Source organism: Gordonia polyisoprenivorans (assembly GCF_017654315.1).
In the GTDB taxonomy this organism is placed as follows: Bacteria; Actinomycetota; Actinomycetes; order Mycobacteriales; family Mycobacteriaceae; genus Gordonia; species Gordonia polyisoprenivorans_A.
Genome location: NZ_CP072203.1, coordinates 1,084,031 through 1,102,252 on the forward strand (window position 1 = coordinate 1,084,031; position 18,222 = coordinate 1,102,252).

Genomic DNA, 18,222 nt, shown 5'->3' on the forward strand with positions numbered 1-18,222 from the left:
TCGTCGTCGAACAGATCTACGAGCGCCTGGCACTGCTGCGGCGCGAGACGCAGCTCTCCATGGTGATCGTCGAGCAGAACAGCGATCTCGCTCTGGAATTCTGTGACACCACCAGCGTCATGCGTCTGGGTGAATTCGTTGCGCGCTCTGCCGGGGGAGCGACTGACCGAAGACGAGCTCAAAGCAGCATATTTCGGTGCCTGACGGTTCGGCAGGGGCGCGAGACTGCCCCTGCCGAACCGTCAGGTGTCCGAACCGAGCATTCTGGTGGCGAGCTCGCCGTCCCGACGCCAGATTGCGCACGAGTCGATAACCCGCGGTTCTTTCTCGACGACGCGAAGCATCCACCGTTCGTGGGGGAGCGCCTGGGCCTCGATGTCGTTCTCAACCACGCGCGCCGCGAACGACAGCGAGACGACGGTCCCGATGTGTTGAGCCATCGTGTGCAGGTGGTTGCATCCGCGATTGCCACCGAAGCGCTCGCGGAGCTCGCGAAAATATCCCGGGCCAATCGTCAGGCCGATCAGTTGGTCCATGGCTCGCAGGGTGCTGGGGCACGTGCGATGGGGATGTCCCACCATGTCGGCCTCGACCGTATCGATCCTCATGCTGGCTTCGTCGACGTCGACCGTCAGCTTCATGTCGTGGACGGTTGCGAAACCGCCCGGCCCGAAGGAGTCGTCCTGCAGGGTCGCCACCGCTCGGATCGTCTGCGGGTCCTGCCGGTAGAGCCGGGTCCGGACGTCTCGGTCGTAGAGGGTATCGGGGGTTCTCGGTATTGCCGGGCTGGCTCGTCCGGCATCTGGTGATTGGTCGATGATGTATTCCTTTCGGAGGGAAACATGGCTATTGTGATCATAGATAAGGTCTGGTCGACATTCCAGAGCTGTGCAATACAAGGAGGAATTACTCGTGGCGCTGCGTCCGCTGACTCTCGACATGATCGAGGCCAACTATGCGAAGGGCATCTGGCAGGACCGTCCGCTCCACTCGGTCATCGACGACTACGCCTGCCGCCGACCCGACGCGCCTGCCGTCGCCGACCAGCACGAGCGGTTGACATACGCCGAACTCGTCCGCCGCAGCCATTCGGTGGCGACGTGGCTACTTAAGCAGGGATTGGAGCCGGGTGCGTGCGTCGCCCTCCAAACGCCCAACAGTGTTTCGCTGGCCATCACCCACCTTGCCTGCGATCGCGCCGACCTCATGTTCCTCCCGCTGTCTAACGCGTGGCGGGGTGCCGAGGTAATTCATCTTCTGAAGACGTCCCAGGCTCGGATCGTGATGGTGCCGCCTACGACTCCCGAGTTCGACTACCTGCAGTTGATCGAGAAGATTCGGCCCCAGCTACCACATCTGCAATCAGTAGGGACCAGCCGCGGCGATCGCAGTGGCAGCGACTTCGCCTTCGAGGAAATCTCGGTTGCCGATACCCCGCAGGTCTCGATCGAGCGAGATCCGAATGTCCCCCGCTTCGTCATGGTCACCTCGGGCACCACGGCGCTGCCCAAGATGTCGCAGTGGACCGACAACAACCTGTGGAACTTCATGCAGCGGTTCATCCGTAGCTGCAACGTGACAGCGGACGACGTTGCAGTCGGACTGGCACCCGCCAACACTGGAGCCACCGGGTATGTCTTCGCCGTCCTGGGGCCCCTTCTCGCAGGGGCAAGCTCGGTCCTGCTCGAGCACTGGGATGTCGAGGAGGCGCTCGACCTCCTCGAATCGGAGAGGGCCACACTGGCCACCGCCATTCCAACGCAGGTCGTCAAGCTCCTGCAGGATTCTCGCCTCGACTCGCGAGACTTCACGCCCCTGCGCGCATTCACGAACGCGGGTGCCGCGATGCCTCCGGAGGCGGCCGAGATGATGGAGAAGGTGTTCGGCTGCGTCGGGCACGTCTGCTACGGCACGTCCGACGGCGGTGTCCCCACAATGACCGCCATCACCGACCCGCCGGAAAAGCGTCACTTCACCGTCGGTAAGCCGGATGTCGACAGCGATGTGCGGTTGGTCGATGCGCTCGGCGAGGACGTGCTTCCCGGGCAGTCCGGCGAGATCCTCTGGCGCGGGCCGACGAAGAGCTTCGGTTACTTCAACGAGCCACACCACACCGAGGCCGCTTTCGGTGATGACGGGTGGTACTCGTCCGGTGATCTGGGGCGTATCGACGCGGAGGGCTACCTGAGCATCGTCGGACGCGCCAAGGACCTGATCATCCGTGGTGGCCAGAACATCAGCCCCCAGGAACTAGAGCTTCACCTCTACCGGCACCCCGCTATCGCGGAGGTCTCCGTCATCGGGATCCCCGACGCGGTGTACGGCGAGCGAACGTGTGCGTGCGTAGTGCTCAAGGCCGGTAAGCACCTGACGTTGTCGGAATTGACGGACTTTCTCGAGGATCAGGAGGTTGCAAAGTTCAAATTTCCCGAGCGTCTCGAAATTTTCGACGACCTACCCAAGAGCGCGGGGGGCAAGATCACCAAGGTCGAGCTTCGCGCGGCGGTTGCAGCGCGAAGCTGAGACTGTTCGGCGCTCCCACGCAACGGCGTAGGGACGGCGCTTCGGTCCGACCCGACCTGCGCGTAGCCGTTCGACCGGTCGCGACGCCGCATGATCTTCAGTGCGGAGTCCGGTGTAGAGCGGGTGGGTGCCCTCGTACATGACCATCGAATAGCTTTGCAGTGCAGGATTGCTCAGTATCAACGCCATACGTTGCCGGTGCACCGCGGCTTCTTCGGGGAAAGTGTTGAACTGCAACAACGCGGAACGTAGTCCATCGGCGAGCTCTATGTCCGCGGGTAGGCCGTTCAGATGTGCCCTCAGCGCTGCGAGTTGAGTGTCGAAATCTCCCCAAGGAACCGCATTCTTGGAGGGGAAGTAACGGAAGAACGTGCGTCGAGCGATGCCTGCCGCGTCGGCTATGTCGTCGACGCTGGTCTCCTCGAATCCCTTCGAGGAGAGCAGTTCTATGCCCACATCGCTCAACTCACTCCTCGTGGTCGACGGACGTCGACCCACCCGGGGTGCAGACTTTCTGCTTTTCGCCATCTTTCTTCTCCGAACTCTGTCTTTATGCACCGGGTGTCATTGCTGTAGTGATTCAAGCCGCTGTTCGTTCCGAGTGTGGCCTACCCACTACCACTGGAGGTTTCAGATGTCGAAGAGCAACGAGAATGCCGTGGTCGGTACCGCTGTCGTCGAGTCCGATCTGGTCGAAGAGTCGTTGGTGGAGGAAGTATCCATCGACGGCATGTGCGGCGTGTACCGATCATGACTACCGCAGTGCAGGATTCCTTCGATCTGGATCTGCCGTGGGCATTGCATCCGCATGTGGCGCTGCGTCCCGAGTCGTTCGGGGCGCTGCTGTACCACTTCGGGACTCGCAAGCTCTCGTTTCCTGAAGAACCGCACGATTGTGGCGATCATCACCTCACCTTCCTGATCATCCGAACATGCGCGCCGCGATCGCGGCCGCAGGTATTTCGGAATCGGGGATGGCCCCGTACACCAAAGCGTTTGCAACGCTGGCCGATTCGCGGATGATCACCGAGCTTTGACTTTCCCGGTCACGTCGAGCCCCACGAGGGTTCGACCGCGCCCTGTCCGTCGCAGCCTCGCCGGACACCACTCCTGAAATCTCAGACGAGGATCTCCCATGACTTCTACTCTCGAAAGGCCCGCTCCGGTAGGCAAATTGGTCGACCAGTTCGAACTCGGACTCGACGCGCCCATCTGCTTGACGTGGGAGCTGACCTACGCCTGCAATCTGTCGTGTGTGCACTGTCTGAGCTCGTCGGGTCGCCGTGATGCGCGCGAACTGAGCACCGAGCAGTGCAAGTCGATCATCGACGAGCTGCAGAAGATGCAGGTGTTCTACGTCAATATCGGTGGTGGGGAGCCGACGGTGCGCTCGGACTTCTGGGAGCTCGTCGATTATGCGACCGCGCATCAGGTAGGTGTGAAGTTCTCCACCAACGGGGTCAAGATTGACAAGAAGGTGGCCGCGCGGTTGGCCGCGTCGGATTACGTCGATATCCAGATCTCCATCGACGGCGCAACCGCCGAGGTCAACGATGCGGTCCGCGGACCCGGTTCGTTCGACATGGCGTGCCGGGCGTTGGAGAACTTGAAGGAGGCCGGCTTTCGGGACGCGAGGATCTCGGTCGTCGTCACCCGACACAACGTGAGTCAGCTCGACGACTTCAAAGCGTCAGCAGCGCGAGCTGTACAACTCAACTGGCTCGTCGCCAACGGTGAGGGTGTGTTGACCGGGGATTCGTTCTTCCATCTCTCGGCGTTCGGTGACGCTCTGCCCGGGCTCAACCTCTGTGGTGCCGGGCGGGTGGTGTGTCTGATCGATCCGATCGGCGACGTGTACGCGTGCCCGTTCGCCATTCACGAGAACTTCCTCGCCGGCAACATCGTCCGCGACGCGCGTCCTGCGACAGCGACATCACCCGGAATGGGCGGGTTCCAGTCGGTGTGGCAGACATCGGAGTTGTTCCAGGATCTGCGCTCGCCGCAGACTTCGGGCGCGCGCACCAAGTGCGCCCACTTCGACGCGTGCCGTGGCGGATGTATGGCGCGAAATTCTTCACGGGCCTGCCGATGGACGGGCCGGATCCCGAATGTGTCATCGGGAACGGTGAATTGGCGTTGGTGGCGGCGGGGGAGATCCCCAAGTCCAGTGTCGACCATTCCCGTACCGGTCAGCGCAAGACCCCACGAAAGTCGGTGCCGCTCACGTTGATGATGCGTCCGCCGGCGAAGATCTGTGACGAGAATCCGCTCGCAGGAATGGAAGCAGAAACAGTCATGAAACAGAAGGCACAGTAACGGCCAAGAGTGCGTGGTTCGAGACCGTTGCCGAAGCGCAACGGCGTGCGAAGAAGCGTCTACCGAGTCCGTGTACGCCGCTCTGGTGGCAGGCTCGGAGCGCGGACTGACGATCGACGACAACATGGCGGCGTTCGGTGAACTCGACTTCGCCCCGCACGTGGCCGGGCTGTCGGACAAGCGTGATCTGTCGACGACGGTGATGGGGCAGACGCTGTCGTTCCCGGTGATGATCTCTCCGACGGGCGTGCAGGCGGTGCACCCGGACGGTGAGGTCGCCGTCGCGAGAGCTACTGCAGCGCGGGGTATTCCGATCGGGATCTCCTCGTTCGCCAGCAAGTCCGTCGAGGAGGTCGCGGCGGCGAATCCGCAGACCTTCTTTCAGATGTACTGGGTCGGATCGCGTGAGATCTTGTTGCAGCGGATGGAGCGCGCACGCGCAGCCGGGGCGGTCGGGCTGATCATGACCCTGGACTGGTCGTTCTCCAACGGCCGAGATTGGGGTGGCCCGTCGATCCCGGAGAAGATGGACCTCAGGGCGATGGTCCAGTTCGCGCCGGAAGGCGTCGTACGCCCGAAGTGGTTGTGGGAGTTCGCCAAGACCGGAAAGATTCCCGATCTGACGACCCCGAACCTGACGCCGCCCACGGGCGGTCCGGCCCCGGCATTCTTCGGGGCGTACGGCGAATGGATGGGCACCCCGTTGCCGACGTGGGAGGACGTGGCATGGCTGCGTGAGCAGTGGGATGGGCCGTTCATGCTCAAGGGCGTGATGCGCGTCGACGATGCGGTGGGTGATCAGGTCGAGATCACCCTCGACGGCGGGATTCGGCGCGGCAGCGACGTGGTGAAGGCGCTGGCGTTGGGTGCGCGAGCGGTGCTGATCGGGCGGGCATATCTGTGGGGCCTGTCGGCGAACGGTCAGGCGGGCGTGGAGAACGTACTCGACTGAGGTTCCCCAGTTTGAGTGGACACCCGAGATAGTGGGGCTATGGGCCCTGCTGGAAGGATGTCACTATGTCGAGGACGCGTCGGTCGTTTACGCCTGAGTTCAAGGCGGAGGCTGCTCGTCGGGTGATTGATGGCGGCCGCCCGATCTCTGAGGTCGCTCGTGAGTTGAACGTGCATGAGAATCTGCTGGGCAAATGGGTTCGCGCCGAACGCATTCGCGACGGAGTGATCACCGAGGGGCGGGCAGCTCCGCCCCTCGGTGAGCTCAGTGCCGGTGAGCGCGCGGAGTTGGTGCGGTTACGTGCCGAGGCCGCCGAGAAGGACCGCGACATTGCGTTCCTGAAAAAGTCTCGGCGTACTTTGCGGCACAGCAACACCGGTGAGCTGTTATGAACTCATCGCCGCGGAGTGCGCCGGCCATGACATCACTGCTCTTGTTGAACTGCTGGGGGTTTCACGCTCGGGATACTATGCGTGGGCGGGTCGTCAGCAGCGTGGCGAACTCACCGCGCGACAGCAGCGTCGCCGTGATCTCGAAGTCAAGGTTGTGGCTCACTGGAAGAGATCGCAACGCACCTACGGCTCCCCGCGGATCACCGCCGACTTGCACGACGAGGGCGTGTCGGTCTCGGAGAATACCGTCGCCAAGATCATGGCCGAGATGGGTATCGAGGGCATCAGCCCCCGCACGTTCACGGTCACGACGACCGTGGTCGATCCGACGGCGTCGTTCCCACCCGACCGGGTGGGGCGGGTCTTTGATCGGGGCCGTCTTGATGCTGTCTGGACCTCGGATATCACTGGGATAACGCCGGCGCTGAGTCGTTGTGGTCGACGGTCAAGCACGAATATTACAAGCGACACGCGTTCACCACTCGCGCGAATCTTACTGCAGGACTTGACAATTATATCCGCTTCTACAATCATGACAGGAGGCACAGTTCGTTAGGGATGATCTCACCCATCTACTTCGAGATCAGCTCACACGCAAGTCAGCAATCAAGCTGACCGTGTCCATCTTTTCGCGGGAGCCCCAGGCATCAAGGTGTCCGATGACGTGCTCGACGTCCATTGGCGACGCAGTCACATTGGACCACGTAGAGCACTCTCAGCTGCATTTGCCTGCCGGCCTCAACCGCTCGAGAAGTACTGGGGGTCAGAGATGACGACTATTACTACCTGTGGTCCTGCTTGGTCGACGTTCGCAATAGGCGGTCTGCCCACTCGTCACGGGACATTGGGAAGTGCCCAGGCTGATCCATCCCGGCGTTTCTGGAGAGCTCAGGTTGTGAGCGCACCGGCGCGGCAGCTGGAGCGTGTTGCCGACGACCTCGTCGAGCACCGCTTCGACGACAGTGGCCACCTCGTTCCGATCGACGATCCCGCCCACGTTGCTGCCGTCATCGCCTGCACAGCGGGTGACGGCCCATCGGTGCAGGACCCCCCATGAGGAGAGCCCGGACGCCCATGGTGTGCTTGGCGGCGCCCGGCGTGGATCGACGGTGGCTCCCGATGCCCAATCACTCCAGCCGTCAACGGCCTCGGCTCAGCCCTTCGTCAACGCAATCGCCGCCTCGCCGGTGTAGGTGAGGTAGGTGAAGGACTCCTGGAAGTAGAGGTTGACCGTGTCGCCGTCGTGCGAGTCGTAGCCGATGGAGACATCCTGACCGATGGTCAGCTCGAAATCGCCACCACGGGTGGACAATACAAATGCGCCGGAGATTGCAGGCGCCCACACGATGTCGCCGTCGATCAACCGTTGGATGTGCTGGCGGATCGGGTAGCCGTGGTTGGAGGTCTCATTGATCAGGTTGTAGACCTCGGCGGAGACGGCGATCGAATACGGGCCGTCGATGGAGGCGAGCTTGAGGGTCGAGAGGGCCTGGCTGAAGGCCTCCGGGTAGTCGCGGACATCCTCCGGCAACGCGATGGGTGCTGCGCTGGTCTCGGCGCGAATGCCGGAGATCCCCGCGGCCGCATAGCCTTCGAAGATCGCTTGATCTTCGGCAAGCGCGAGTTGGCGCGCGGCGTCGACGACCGGATCCCAGTCGGAGTCCTCGGCGCCGCGGTCGACGTCGTCGATGGCCTCGCGGGTGACGGTGAACGGAACCTTCAGTTCGACGAGCGGCTGCACATGGCGCTGAAAGGCGAGAATGCCGTCGGCGGGGGAATCGATCTTGGATCGATGCCCGCGGGTGACCGACGACGCCTCGAGTCCGAGGGGGCCCTTGACGTCGACGATCCGACGTCCGGCGCTGTTGCGCTTGAACGAGCGGGTCGCCTCTTCTTCGATCGCCTCCCACGCCGAGGTGGAGATGGGCGCGAGTTCGCGATGCAGGTTGTTCATGAGGCGTCTCCTTGGTGGTGGGTCGGATCGATCGGGTGGCAGTGCGCGTCAGTGCAGTGAACCGATGCCCAACGACCCGTCGCTCGGACGCGACGGCGGGGTGGGTGTCGGTTCGGCGGTTGCGGTCGGGGCGTCGTCGGAGTCGGTGCCGACGGCCGGAGCCGGGGGCAAGGCGTCGAGGAAGTCGACTGTCGGGGTGAAGAATTGGGCGCCGGTTACCGCAGTGGTGAAGTCCAGGAGCCGGTCGTAGTTGCCCGGCGGGTCGCCGATGAACATCTTGCGCAGCATCTCCTCGGTGACATCGGGGCCCGAGGAGTACGCGATGTAGAAGGTGCCGGCCTCCCCAGTGCCGAGTTCGCCGGTGCCGGAGACGTTTCCGTAGGGCATGTTGTCACGGACGACGTCGATCTCCTCGCCGTCGGCGTTCTCGACGACGTTGAGCGCGATGTGCGAGTTGGCGGGTTTGACGTCGTCGGACATCTCGACGTTGTCCAATTTGGTTCTGCCGATCGCGTTTTCCTGTTCGGTGACGCCGATCGCGTTCCAGGCGGCGAAGTCGGTGAGGTAGCGCTGAATGGCGACGTAACTGCCACCGGCGAATGCCGGGTCCTCGTCGCCGACGGTGATCGCGTCGATCGCCGCCTGCCCCACCGGGTTCTCGCTGCCATCGACGAAGCCGGTCAGGTCACGCAGGTCGAAGTAGCGGAAGCCGTGGACCTCGTCGACGACGGTGACCGCGTCGCCGAGATCATTCATGGCCAGTCTGCCGAGTTCGTAACAGAGGTCGGCCTGATCGGCCTTGATGTGCAGGAGTAGATCGGCCGGGGTGGCCGGTGCGGTATGCGCCGGCCCTTCGTAGACGACGAACGGCCGCAGTGATCGCGGGCGCGGGCCGTCGAAGAGGCGATCCCAGGCGGCCGAGCCGATCGAGATTATTCCGGCGAGCGCCTGGTCGGGCGCCCGAGAAGAGACCGAGTTGATACGGGAGCCCAGCTCGGCGAGGAAATCGCGGACGCCGGACTCTCCGCCCTCGTTGATCGTCATGACCAGGAACAGGGCGTGTTTGGTCTTGCGTGTCAGGATCGTCTGCGGTACCGGCACGTCGTCTACCCTATCCGACTGCCCGGATGGTCGTGGGTACTGAGGCAACCCTGCGAAAGATGAGATCAGGCAAGCCTTTTCAGGATATGTGGATCAAGTTCCCTCGATGTTGACGTAGAGATGGGCGGAGACCCCGTCGCCGAGGATCAGGGCAGTCACCGACTGGAGGTCGCCGGGGGTGCCTCGATGTGATTCGAACAGGCGCAGGCCGGGGACGCAAGAGAACCCGAGGTTCTTGTGCCGGACACTCTCGGCGGCCACGCTGTCGCAGGTGGTCGGTGAGAACGCCGAGTAGGTGGGCCCCGGCGGATGATTTCTCGTGGTCTCGATGGTGTCGGGTGCCCCGTCGTAGCGGGCATAGACATTCGGTTTGCCGACGAAGGCGTTGTCCTGCTGGAATGCCTGGCCGAAAGCCCAGCCATCGACGAGTCGGAGTTCTTCGTCGTCGAGCGCCGCCGTCATCTCGTCGGCGTCGATCGACTTCAGTCGAGGCACACCCGCGTCGAAGTCACAGGCAGTGATGCCGATGAGGACGAGTAGCGCACCGGTCGTACCGATGAGGCGCGTCCGCGTCCGCGATCCGCGCCTGCTCATTTCCGCGCAATCGCCCGCCCCGCAACCCGGCCGGAGAAGATGCAGCCACCGAGGAAGGTGCCCTCGAGAGCGTTGTAGCCGTGGACACCGCCGCCACCGAAACCGGCGACCTCTCCGGCGGCGTAGAGGCCGTCGAAGACCGACCCGTCGGGACGCATGACCGCCGAATCGAGGTTGGTCTCTAGTCCACCGAGGGTCTTGCGGGTCAAGATGTTCAGCCGCACCGCGATCAGTGGGCCGTGCTCGGGGTCGAGGATCCTGTGCGGCTTGGCCACTCGGGCCACCTTGTCGCCGAGATACTGCCGCGCATTGGTGATGGCCATCAGCTGCGCGTCCTTGGAGAACTTGTTGTCGACGTCGGCGTCGCGCGCGGAGATGATGCGTTCGACCTTCTGCAGATCCAGGTGGGGTCCGCGGGTGATCGTGTTCATCCCGTTCACGAGTTCGGCGAGGTTGTCGGCGACGACGAAGTCCTCACCGTGTTCGACGAACGCGGCCACCGGTCCGGGCGCACCCTTGGCCAGGCGACTCTTGGCGGCAAACTTGAGATCCTTGCGCGTCAGATCCGGGTTCTGCTCGGAACCCGAGAGCATGAACTCCTTCTCGATGATCGATTGCGTGAGGATGAACCACGAGTAGTCGTGACCGGTCGCGAGGATTGCCTTCATCGTCGAGTTGGTGTCGAAGCCGGGGAAGTTCGGCGGGGCCAGCCGGTCGCCGTTGGCGTCGAGCCAGATCGACGAGGGCCCGGGGATGATCCGGATGGCGTGGTTGGGCCAGATCGGGTCCCAGTTGATAATGCCCTCGGTGTAATGCCACATCCGATCGCGATTCACCAGACTCGCGCCCGCGCCCTCGGCGATGCCGAGCATCCGGCCGTCCACGTGGGCGGGTACGCCGGCGATCATCGTCTTCGGCGCCGGACCCAGGCGCTCGACCGGCCAGTTCTCGCGGATCAGATCGTGGTTGTGGCCGATCCCGCCGGTGGTGAGGACGACGGCGCCGGCGCGGATCTCGAAGTCGCCGACCACTTCGCGGCTCGACGCCTTCCCGCGCTCGAGGTCGGTGGGCTCGAGCACGGCGCCGCGCACCCCGACCGCCGCGCCGTCCTCGACGACGATGTCGTCTACGCGATGGCGGAAACGGAACTCGACCAGGCCGCGCCGCTCGGCGTCGAGCACCGGCTCGGAGAAGATCCGCACCACCTCGGGGCCGGTACCCCAGGTCAGGTGGAATCGCGGAACCGAGTTGCCGTGGCCGTCGGCGAATCCGCCGCCGCGCTCGGCCCAGCCCACCAGTGGTGCCCGCAGGCCCAGGTCGTGCAGGTATTGCCGCTTCTCGGTCGCCGCGAAGTCGACGTAGGCCCGCGCCCACTGCCGCGGCCAGTAGTCCTCGTCGTCGCGGTCGAAGCCGGCCGAGCCCATCCAGTCCTGCAGCGCCAGTTCAGCGGAGTCGTGGATGCCGAGACGTCGTTGCTCGGGGGTGTCGACGAGGAACAGCCCACCCAACGACCAGAACGCCTGTCCGCCGAGATTGTTGCGATTCTCCTGATCGACGACGATCACCTTGCGCCCGGCGCGGGTGAGCTCGTAGGTGGCGACAAGTCCGGCCAAACCGGCCCCGACGACAATCGCATCGGCCTGCTGCTGCTGAGTCACTGGACCTCCTAGAGAGTCGACACCGACAGTAGTGCGCCCGACACCTGATCGGCACCGCTGCGGCGTGGCGCACATTCACGCGCAACTCTTTAAGGACTCTCAGGACATTTCGGACCGCATCTCAGAATTCTTTTTCCGATGTGATCAAGTCGACGTCCAACCGTGATTGGCGCAGGTGACGGCAGTCACCCGAGCCTGGCAGGATCTGTCGCAGTGGGTGGTGGCCCCGCGAACGCCTTTGCCGCGGTGTTATGGGGCCGTTACTATCGGCCGCGACGGGGATCGCCCCGGGCGGAGAGCCGCCACCACCCCGCACCACCCATGTGAACGAGCCCGCTCGGGTCACGATCGTAAGGATTGACAACTGATGCTGACTCGCGCCCGTAAGCGCCTGGTGGCGGGAATGGTGGCCTTGGCCGCCGTTGCCGGCGTCACCACGGTTGCCGCGCCAGCCGCCCATGCTGCCAACGGCTGCGGAGTGGAGAACGTCTACTCCGCCGCCATGCACCGCTCCGTTCCGGTGTGCATCGTCGACGGAGGGGCGGGTGCCAACAAGCCCACGCTGTACCTCCTCGACGGCCTGCGTGCCCCGAACAACAGCAGTGGTTGGCTGATCAACACCAACGTCGCGAACTGGATGGCCGGCAAGGGCACCAACGTCGTGATCCCGTTCGGTGGTGGCGGCAGCTTCTACACCGACTGGGAGCGCCCCGACCCCAAGCTGGGCATCAACAAGTGGGAGACCTTCCTGACCCGCGAACTGCCCGCCTACATGGCTGCCAAGCACGGCAGTGACAACAAGCGCAACGGCATCGCCGGACTGTCGATGTCGGGCACCTCGGCGCTGAACCTGGCCTCGCGTCACCCGGGCTTCTACAAGGCCGTCGCGTCCTACAGCGGCTACCCGACGGTGACCATGCCCGGGTTCACCCAGGGCATCCAGGCCTCGGTCTCGACCATGGGCGGCGACCCCAACAACATGTGGGGCTTCTACCCGGCCGGTGAGTGGTTCCAGAACGACCCGTTCCTCTCGGCGGGCAACCTCTCGGGTCACTACGTCTACGTCTCGGCCGGCACCGGCATGGGCAGCAAGTACGACTCGTCGATCACCCCGGGCAGCGCGAACTTCAATCCGGTGCACTTTGCCCAGATGGTCCCGCTCGAGGTCGCCGCGTCGACCAGCAGCCAGATCTACATCGCCCGCCTGCGCACCCTGCCGTTGCACCTGACGACCCGGATCACCCCCGATGGTGACCACTGGTGGACCTACTGGCAGGACGATTTCAAGCAGTCCTGGCGTACGACCTTCGCCCCGGCGTTCTTCTGATCGACTGATCGGAGTCCGGACGCCCGCGAGCGCCTGAACGAACACGAATGAGGGCCGGTGATCATTGATCACCGGCCCTCATTCGTTGTGTAACGAGACCTCACAAGGGTCGGCGGACGGCATCCGCTCGGCCACTCGGCTGCTCCGGGACGGCGCTGGGGCGCGCGGCCCGCGTCGGGAAGAGCACCTGTGCCGCCTGCCGCGCCGCGACGGACGTCGAGATCAGCACACCGGCGACCGCGCCGCCCAGCGCGCAGCCAAGAGCACCGAAACGCCACATATGCTCACCTCGTTCACCTCGCCGGACGCTCAGTCAGCCACGGTATAAGCCGACTTACACAATTGCGAGGTGGGAGCCACGGGCGTGGGGGACCCGACAATCCCCACGGGCCCGTGCGCTGGGCCTCGATCTGCAGGCCCCCGATCCACCGCGGGCGATCATCACCGCCCGCGACGACCGGCCGCCCGCGATCGGCTACTCCGCCGGCGGCCGCCGGAAGGCTGATGTCTCGTCGTCGGGGTCACTCTTCTCGTGGGCGCCGCCGTCATGGGCGATCTCATCGGAACCCGTTGACGCCGACGGTGAATCGTCGATCGACCGGAAGTCCCGATCGCCGTCGATCTTCGGTGCCGGTCCCTCGACGCGGGGGATGCGTTGGGTGGGCCGATCCCACAGATAGGCGCTGTCGTCGTCCTCGGGATTGGGGGACTGCGGTGCACTGTGGCGGGAGCGCTGGGAGGCGATGACCGCCGTCGGTGCCGCCGCCGCAGCGGCACCGCGCGGCTCGACGACGGTCGGCTCCTCCGAACCGGGCTCGTCCCAACCGGCCTCGTCACCGTCGGGCACCTCGGCGCCACCTTCGCCGGCCGCGAGATCTCCGCGGTCCAGGTCGTCGTCGGGATCGGTCGGGCGGTTGCGGCGGGCGCGCAGCAGCAACAGCAGCCACGCGAGCAGCAGGAGCACACCGACGATGCCGAGAATCAACGGCAACCAGAGATTGCCGAGTTTGAGCAATCCCATGTAGTGCTTGGCTTTCGACGCCTGCTCGGAGACGGTGCCATCGGTCCAGGCGAAAGTGCCCTTCAGTGCGTCGAGTTGATAGTTGCGCACCGCGGCGGGGGTGGAGTCGTCGTCCTTGTACGGCGACCGGAAGTACTGATGCTGATCCTCGCGGCCGTCGACGATGGTGCCGGTCTCCGGTTCGACCCACAGGTCACGGGTCGCCGTCGCGTAGCGGTGCATGTTGACCTGGTCGTTGGGTCGCACGCCGGCACCGGAGATGCCCCACCACTTGGCCGGCATCGTCAGCATGGTGCCGAGCGCGGCCTCGTTCTGCGGGTTGGGCAGTGTCGACAGATCGGTCTCGGGGACCTGGGTCCGGAAGTGGTAGGTCTTGACGCCGTCGATGGTCTGTTCGCCGACGAACTTGGCGTCGGTGTCCTGGCGGGTGTTGAGGTCGTAGACCAGGTACGAGCGCTTCTTGGTGTCGAACGGGAACTTGTACTGGAAGCCCTTGCGGTTGGTGAGCTGGACCGACACGTCCTTGGCGTCGACGCCCTTGGGGGCGGCCTCGACCTGCAGGGAGCTGACCGTGCCGTTCGGCACCGACGTCTTGCGGCTCACCGAAACCCGGTCGATGCTCGCGGTCAGCAGGCCGTCATTGCACTCCAGATCGCCGTTGGCGTTGGGTGCCGGTGGCTGCGCCTCGTCACCGCCCGCGGTGCGCGTGCGGTCGACCTGCACGGTCTGTGCGGACTGGACGGTGGCCTGCCGACGATCCGACGGGTCGACGATCACCGACCGGCGCTGCTGGGTCAGGTGCGCCTGCAGGGTTTCGGCCTTGGCCTGACCGATCGAGCAGCGATCGAAGATCACCGCCGGGAAGCGTTCACCGGGAGAACCGTCGGCCGGCACGGTGGTCGCATTGGACGTGATGTCGAGATCGAGTGGAACCACCCGGAGTTGCGGGACCAGGGCCAGCGGAATGGCGATCGCGGCGGTGATGCAGGCCACGCCGAAGAACGCCAGCAGCGCCGGCAACACTCGTTTCATCAATCGTCTCCCTAGGGTTGGCGACGTCGAGCCATCGTCGGGCGCTCGCGACTGCGTTCCACCCTAATGGCGGGTGCCCGCGGCGCGGCCCAACGCCTCGCCATCGGCTCAGCGGCCTGCGGATCCCGTCGATCGACGATCACGCTCGGCCTCTTTCATGATCCCGGCCATGTACCCGTAGATCTCGCGGTCGCTCATCGCCTTCCACCGCGGGGCCAGCAACTTCATGTACTTCTCGACGTAGAGGAGTTGCTTGCCCACCAGCACCAGCTCGCGCGGCAGCCGGGCGTCGTGGGCGCGCGCGACGGCAGCGAGCTGACGTCCCAGATCGGTGTAGCTCATCGAGCCGAGGTCGGTGTTCGACAACGGCTTGGCAACCTTCTCGATGTCGGCGCCGCCCGCGGTGGTCGAGCCGGGATTGCGCACCGCGCCGAGCAGGAAGATCGCGCGCCCCGCCGATTCGTAGTCGTTGCGCACGATCAGATCCACGACGAGCTGACGCAGGATGCGTCGCGTGCGTGGGGTGAATCGTCCGACGATGCCGAAGTCGAGCAGCACGAGCTGGCCCGCGTCGTCGACGAGCACGTTGCCCGCATGCAGGTCGCCGTGGAACAGGCCACCGTGGAACGCCGACTCCAGAAGGGACAGAAGGAGATTGCGGCACAGTGCAACACCGTCGTGCCCGGCGGCGCGGACTGCCGCGGCATCGTCGATGCGGGTGGCGTAGATGCGTTCCATCGTCAGCACGCGGGCGGTGGTGAACTCGTCGTAGACCGCGGGCACACGTACCCGGTCGCCGAACGGGCCCGGGCGCAGGCATTCGTACCACTCGCGCATCGTCGACGCCTCATTGCGGAAATCCAGCTCCGCGTCGAGGCCGGTCGCGAAGTCCTCGACGACGTGCCGGGCGCTGAGCATGCGGCCGTACTCCGACAGTTCGGCCAGCGCGGCGAGGCGATCGAGGATGGCGACGTCGGGTGCCAGCCGTTCACCGATGCCCGGCCGTTGGATCTTCACGACGACCTCGGTGCCGTCGGCGAGTGTGGCCGTGTGGACCTGGGCGATCGACGCCGACGCGATCGGCTCGGTGTCGAAGGTCGCGAACACGTCCTCCGGCGGCCGGCCGAACTCCTCGATGAACAGAGCACGGATGTCGGCATCGTCGGCCGGGGAGACCCGGTCGAGTAGCGACTCGAACTCCGACGCCAGTGTCTCGGTGAACACTCCCGGGCTCGATGCGACCAGCTGACCGAGCTTCACATAGGTGGGTCCGAGGTGCTCGAAGGTGGTGCGGACCTCATGTGCCGCGCGTCGGGCCGTGCGCTGTGCGGTCGGCGGGCGTAGCCGCAGCGCGTCGGTGGCGGTGCCGAGCGCGAACCGGGCCACGCCGGCCGTGGCGTGCACGGCCGTCGAACCGAATCGGTAGGCCTCCGACAGCGGCGAGACCGGTCGCAACTGCGTGCGCACCGATCCCTGCTCATGCGGATCGAGAAGACCGGAGGGTTCCGTGCGGGGGGTGTTGACAAGGGGTTTGTTCATGATCGTCACCGCCGGCCAGTGTACCGAGCGCCACCTCGTCCACCCTGCTCCCAGGGACATCGGGGCTCCCAGGGCGAACGGGAGCTACTCGTGGGCGGGTTCCCCGGTGACGCGATGGTCGGCATGATTGATGGCCTCGGCGACGAGACGGCTCACGTGGCCGTCGCGGATGCGATAGATCATCCGCCGGCCGTCCCTGCGGGTGTCGACGAGTCCGGTGAAACGCAGTTTGGCCAGGTGCTGGCTGACCGCGGTGCGTGACGCGCCGACCGCGGTGGTGAGCGCGGAGACGTCGGATTCGCCCTCGCTGAGCAGCCACAGCAGGTGCAGGCGCGTCGGGTCGGCGAGCATCGCGAAGGTCGATGCCGCGGTGCCGAACAGCTCGGGGTCGGCGTGTACGCGATGGTGCAGACTCGGCGCCGGTGAGTCGTCCTCGACCTTCATCTGACCTCGTCCACCTGACCTCGCTTGCGGTGCGGCGGCTCGGGCGCGCCGTGAGGTCATCGTAGGGGAGAGATCGCGAGCCGCGCGGGCGACGACGCGGACTCGTCGGCGGTGTCAACGCGCCCGGTCCACGCCGCGAATCCGGTGGCCACCGCGGCCAGCGCGGCCAACGCGCCGACCGTTCCTGCCGAACCGACGAGTGCCGGGCCCCACCCGGCGATCGAGTAGGCGAGCAGGAATCCGGCGTGCGACAGCGAGAACTGCGCGGCGAAGACGTCGTCGCGCACCGCGGTCGGGGTGCGGTCGCGGATCAGCCGGGGCACGGTGGTGTTGACCAGTGAGGTGGCCGCGCCGAGCACCACCCAGGTCAGCAGCAGGGCCGCGGTACTGGGCCGCGCGGCCAACCACCAGGCGGCACCGGCCAACCCGACGACGCACCCGCCCGCGCCGACGAACAGCACCGCCGAGACCCCCGCACGACGGGACAGCACGGGTACGAGCAGCGTCGCCACCAGTGATCCGCCGCCGAAAGCCGCCAGCGCGACGGCGACGGTCGAGTCGCTGCCGTGCAGATCGGCGCGGACGTAGACGACGGTGCCGACGAATACCACCGCGGTGGCCGCCGCGACGGCGAGGTTGGCCCACAGGATACGACGGAACACTCGGTGGCCGAACATGATTCGCGCACCCGAGCCGAGCCTGTCCACAAAGGTGGCCATCGTCGGAGAGGTGAGGTGGGTGCGGTGTAGCCCCGAGGAGCGCACGAGCAGCGCCGAGCACACGAAACCGACTGCGGTGCAGGCGAAGAGTGTCGAGTAGGACCACACGGTCAACAATGCGGCCGCGAGCAGCGGGCTGAGCAGCGCCTCGAGATCGTAGGCGGCTCGCGACGCCGAGACCGCGGCGATGTAGTCGTCCTCGTCGGCGACGACGTGGGCCAGCGTCGCGGAGAACGTCGGCGTGAACGTCGCCGACGCCGTCTGCAGGGCGAAGATGAGCAGGTAGATCTGCCAAGTGTGCTCCACCCACGGCAGGCACGCCGCCATGGCCGTGCGGGTCAGATCCGCGCCGATGAGCACCCGGGCCGGGGAGAACCGTGCGAGCAGGGCGCGCATGACCGGCGCCATCACCACGTACGCCACCATCTTGACCGCCAGCGCCGCACCGAGGACCTGTGCCGCGTCGTCGCCGGCCAGGCGGTAGGCGAGTAGTCCGAGCGCGACCGTCATCAGCCCGGTCCCGGCCAGCGACACGATCTGCGCCAGATAGAGCCGGCCGAACGTCGGGTTGGTGAGCAGGGTTCGCACAGGACGAACCGTACCAACATGTGCGCATCTGCGCACCTAATGGGTATGTCGGGCGGACGCGG

The 18,222-nt window shown here is 65.4% G+C and carries 17 protein-coding genes and 4 pseudogenes; 10 read left to right on the top strand and 11 right to left on the bottom strand.

Features of this window, described 5'->3' with window-relative positions:
* Positions 1-242 precede the first annotated feature (242 nt).
* The gene (locus tag J6U32_RS27790) at positions 243-941 is read right to left on the bottom strand and encodes a DUF2889 domain-containing protein (RefSeq protein WP_425324141.1); all 699 of its coding nucleotides are present in this window, start codon (positions 939-941) and stop codon (positions 243-245) included.
* Here J6U32_RS27790 and J6U32_RS04985 point away from each other — a divergent pair.
* A complete protein-coding gene (locus J6U32_RS04985; protein WP_208793816.1) occupies positions 913-2,523 on the top strand; it encodes an AMP-binding protein in 1,611 nt (536 codons plus the stop codon). The genes J6U32_RS27790 and J6U32_RS04985 overlap by 29 nt on opposite strands.
* On the opposite strand, the gene J6U32_RS04990 is transcribed toward J6U32_RS04985, so the two are convergent.
* Positions 2,455-3,051, bottom strand: coding sequence for a TetR family transcriptional regulator (locus J6U32_RS04990; RefSeq protein WP_244332604.1), 597 nt, complete (start codon positions 3,049-3,051; stop codon positions 2,455-2,457). The genes J6U32_RS04985 and J6U32_RS04990 overlap by 69 nt on opposite strands.
* A gap of 106 nt (positions 3,052-3,157) precedes the next feature.
* Here J6U32_RS04990 and mftA point away from each other — a divergent pair, with 106 nt between their 5' ends.
* From mftA to J6U32_RS05025, 8 genes and pseudogenes are all read left to right on the top strand, one after another.
* On the top strand, positions 3,158-3,277 hold the full coding sequence (mftA, locus tag J6U32_RS04995) for a mycofactocin precursor MftA (protein ID WP_208793817.1): 120 nt from the start codon (positions 3,158-3,160) through the stop codon (positions 3,275-3,277).
* Positions 3,274-3,560, top strand: a pseudogene (mftB, locus tag J6U32_RS05000) (mycofactocin biosynthesis chaperone MftB). Before mftA ends, mftB begins: the two are co-directional and overlap by 4 nt.
* Positions 3,561-3,658: 98 nt before the next feature.
* Positions 3,659-4,839: pseudogene (gene mftC / locus J6U32_RS05005) on the top strand (mycofactocin radical SAM maturase).
* A 2-nt stretch (positions 4,840-4,841) separates the two neighbouring features.
* Positions 4,842-5,788: pseudogene (locus J6U32_RS05010) on the top strand (alpha-hydroxy-acid oxidizing protein); the annotation flags it as partial.
* Between the two features lie 68 nt (positions 5,789-5,856).
* Positions 5,857-6,183 carry a transposase gene (locus J6U32_RS05015; RefSeq protein ID WP_208793818.1) on the top strand — a complete coding sequence of 109 codons (327 nt, stop codon included), beginning with the start codon at positions 5,857-5,859 and terminating at the stop codon, positions 6,181-6,183.
* A gap of 154 nt (positions 6,184-6,337) precedes the next feature.
* Positions 6,338-6,418: pseudogene (locus tag J6U32_RS27795) on the top strand (IS3 family transposase); the annotation flags it as partial.
* Positions 6,419-6,615: 197 nt separating this feature from the next.
* The gene (locus J6U32_RS27800; RefSeq protein WP_425324108.1) at positions 6,616-6,798 is read left to right on the top strand and encodes an IS3 family transposase; all 183 of its coding nucleotides are present in this window, start codon (positions 6,616-6,618) and stop codon (positions 6,796-6,798) included.
* 280 nt (positions 6,799-7,078) lie between these two features.
* A complete protein-coding gene (locus tag J6U32_RS05025) occupies positions 7,079-7,240 on the top strand; it encodes a hypothetical protein (protein ID WP_208793820.1) in 162 nt (53 codons plus the stop codon).
* Between the two features lie 96 nt (positions 7,241-7,336).
* On the opposite strand, the gene J6U32_RS05030 is transcribed toward J6U32_RS05025, so the two are convergent.
* The 4 genes from J6U32_RS05030 to J6U32_RS05045 form a co-directional block, all read right to left on the bottom strand.
* Complete coding sequence (locus tag J6U32_RS05030; protein WP_208793821.1) at positions 7,337-8,137, bottom strand: family 1 encapsulin nanocompartment shell protein; 801 nt, start codon at positions 8,135-8,137, stop codon at positions 7,337-7,339.
* A gap of 48 nt (positions 8,138-8,185) precedes the next feature.
* Positions 8,186-9,238, bottom strand: coding sequence for a Dyp-type peroxidase (locus J6U32_RS05035; protein WP_208793822.1), 1,053 nt, complete (start codon positions 9,236-9,238; stop codon positions 8,186-8,188).
* Between the two features lie 93 nt (positions 9,239-9,331).
* Complete coding sequence (locus J6U32_RS05040) at positions 9,332-9,832, bottom strand: hypothetical protein (RefSeq protein ID WP_208793823.1); 501 nt, start codon at positions 9,830-9,832, stop codon at positions 9,332-9,334.
* Positions 9,829-11,490, bottom strand: coding sequence for an FAD-binding dehydrogenase (locus J6U32_RS05045; protein WP_208793824.1), 1,662 nt, complete (start codon positions 11,488-11,490; stop codon positions 9,829-9,831). The genes J6U32_RS05040 and J6U32_RS05045 overlap by 4 nt, the downstream gene beginning before the upstream one ends.
* 367 nt (positions 11,491-11,857) lie before the next feature.
* Here J6U32_RS05045 and J6U32_RS05050 point away from each other — a divergent pair, with 367 nt between their 5' ends.
* Positions 11,858-12,817 (top strand): alpha/beta hydrolase, encoded by a 960-nt coding sequence (locus J6U32_RS05050; RefSeq protein WP_208793825.1) that lies wholly within the window; start codon positions 11,858-11,860, stop codon positions 12,815-12,817.
* Between the two features lie 100 nt (positions 12,818-12,917).
* On the opposite strand, the gene J6U32_RS05055 is transcribed toward J6U32_RS05050, so the two are convergent.
* The 5 genes from J6U32_RS05055 to J6U32_RS05075 all read right to left on the bottom strand — a co-directional run bounded on the left by J6U32_RS05055 (position 12,918) and on the right by J6U32_RS05075 (position 18,160).
* Positions 12,918-13,097: a hypothetical protein gene (locus J6U32_RS05055; RefSeq protein ID WP_208793826.1), complete on the bottom strand. Its 180-nt coding sequence runs from the start codon at positions 13,095-13,097 to the stop codon at positions 12,918-12,920.
* A gap of 195 nt (positions 13,098-13,292) precedes the next feature.
* Complete coding sequence (locus J6U32_RS05060) at positions 13,293-14,870, bottom strand: DUF3068 domain-containing protein (RefSeq protein ID WP_244332606.1); 1,578 nt, start codon at positions 14,868-14,870, stop codon at positions 13,293-13,295.
* A 108-nt stretch (positions 14,871-14,978) separates the two neighbouring features.
* Positions 14,979-16,418: an ABC1 kinase family protein gene (locus J6U32_RS05065; protein WP_244332608.1), complete on the bottom strand. Its 1,440-nt coding sequence runs from the start codon at positions 16,416-16,418 to the stop codon at positions 14,979-14,981.
* Between the two features lie 75 nt (positions 16,419-16,493).
* Positions 16,494-16,853 (bottom strand): ArsR/SmtB family transcription factor, encoded by a 360-nt coding sequence (locus J6U32_RS05070; RefSeq protein WP_208793828.1) that lies wholly within the window; start codon positions 16,851-16,853, stop codon positions 16,494-16,496.
* 56 nt (positions 16,854-16,909) lie between these two features.
* A complete protein-coding gene (locus J6U32_RS05075; protein ID WP_208793829.1) occupies positions 16,910-18,160 on the bottom strand; it encodes an MFS transporter in 1,251 nt (416 codons plus the stop codon).
* Positions 18,161-18,222: the final 62 nt, after the last annotated feature.

Coding starts and splice junctions, on each gene's coding strand:
- J6U32_RS05015 (WP_208793818.1), top strand. CDS start 5,857: ATGTCGAGGACGCGTCGGTCGTTTACGCCTGAGTTCAAGGCGGAGGCT.
- J6U32_RS05050 (WP_208793825.1), top strand. CDS start 11,858: ATGCTGACTCGCGCCCGTAAGCGCCTGGTGGCGGGAATGGTGGCCTTG.
- J6U32_RS04990 (WP_244332604.1), bottom strand. CDS start 3,051: ATGGCGAAAAGCAGAAAGTCTGCACCCCGGGTGGGTCGACGTCCGTCG.
- J6U32_RS05070 (WP_208793828.1), bottom strand. CDS start 16,853: ATGAAGGTCGAGGACGACTCACCGGCGCCGAGTCTGCACCATCGCGTA.
- J6U32_RS05055 (WP_208793826.1), bottom strand. CDS start 13,097: ATGTGGCGTTTCGGTGCTCTTGGCTGCGCGCTGGGCGGCGCGGTCGCC.
- mftA (WP_208793817.1), top strand. CDS start 3,158: ATGTCGAAGAGCAACGAGAATGCCGTGGTCGGTACCGCTGTCGTCGAG.
- J6U32_RS05030 (WP_208793821.1), bottom strand. CDS start 8,137: ATGAACAACCTGCATCGCGAACTCGCGCCCATCTCCACCTCGGCGTGG.
- J6U32_RS05040 (WP_208793823.1), bottom strand. CDS start 9,832: ATGAGCAGGCGCGGATCGCGGACGCGGACGCGCCTCATCGGTACGACC.
- J6U32_RS05060 (WP_244332606.1), bottom strand. CDS start 14,870: ATGAAACGAGTGTTGCCGGCGCTGCTGGCGTTCTTCGGCGTGGCCTGC.
- J6U32_RS27790 (WP_425324141.1), bottom strand. CDS start 941: ATGTCGAGAGTCAGCGGACGCAGCGCCACGAGTAATTCCTCCTTGTAT.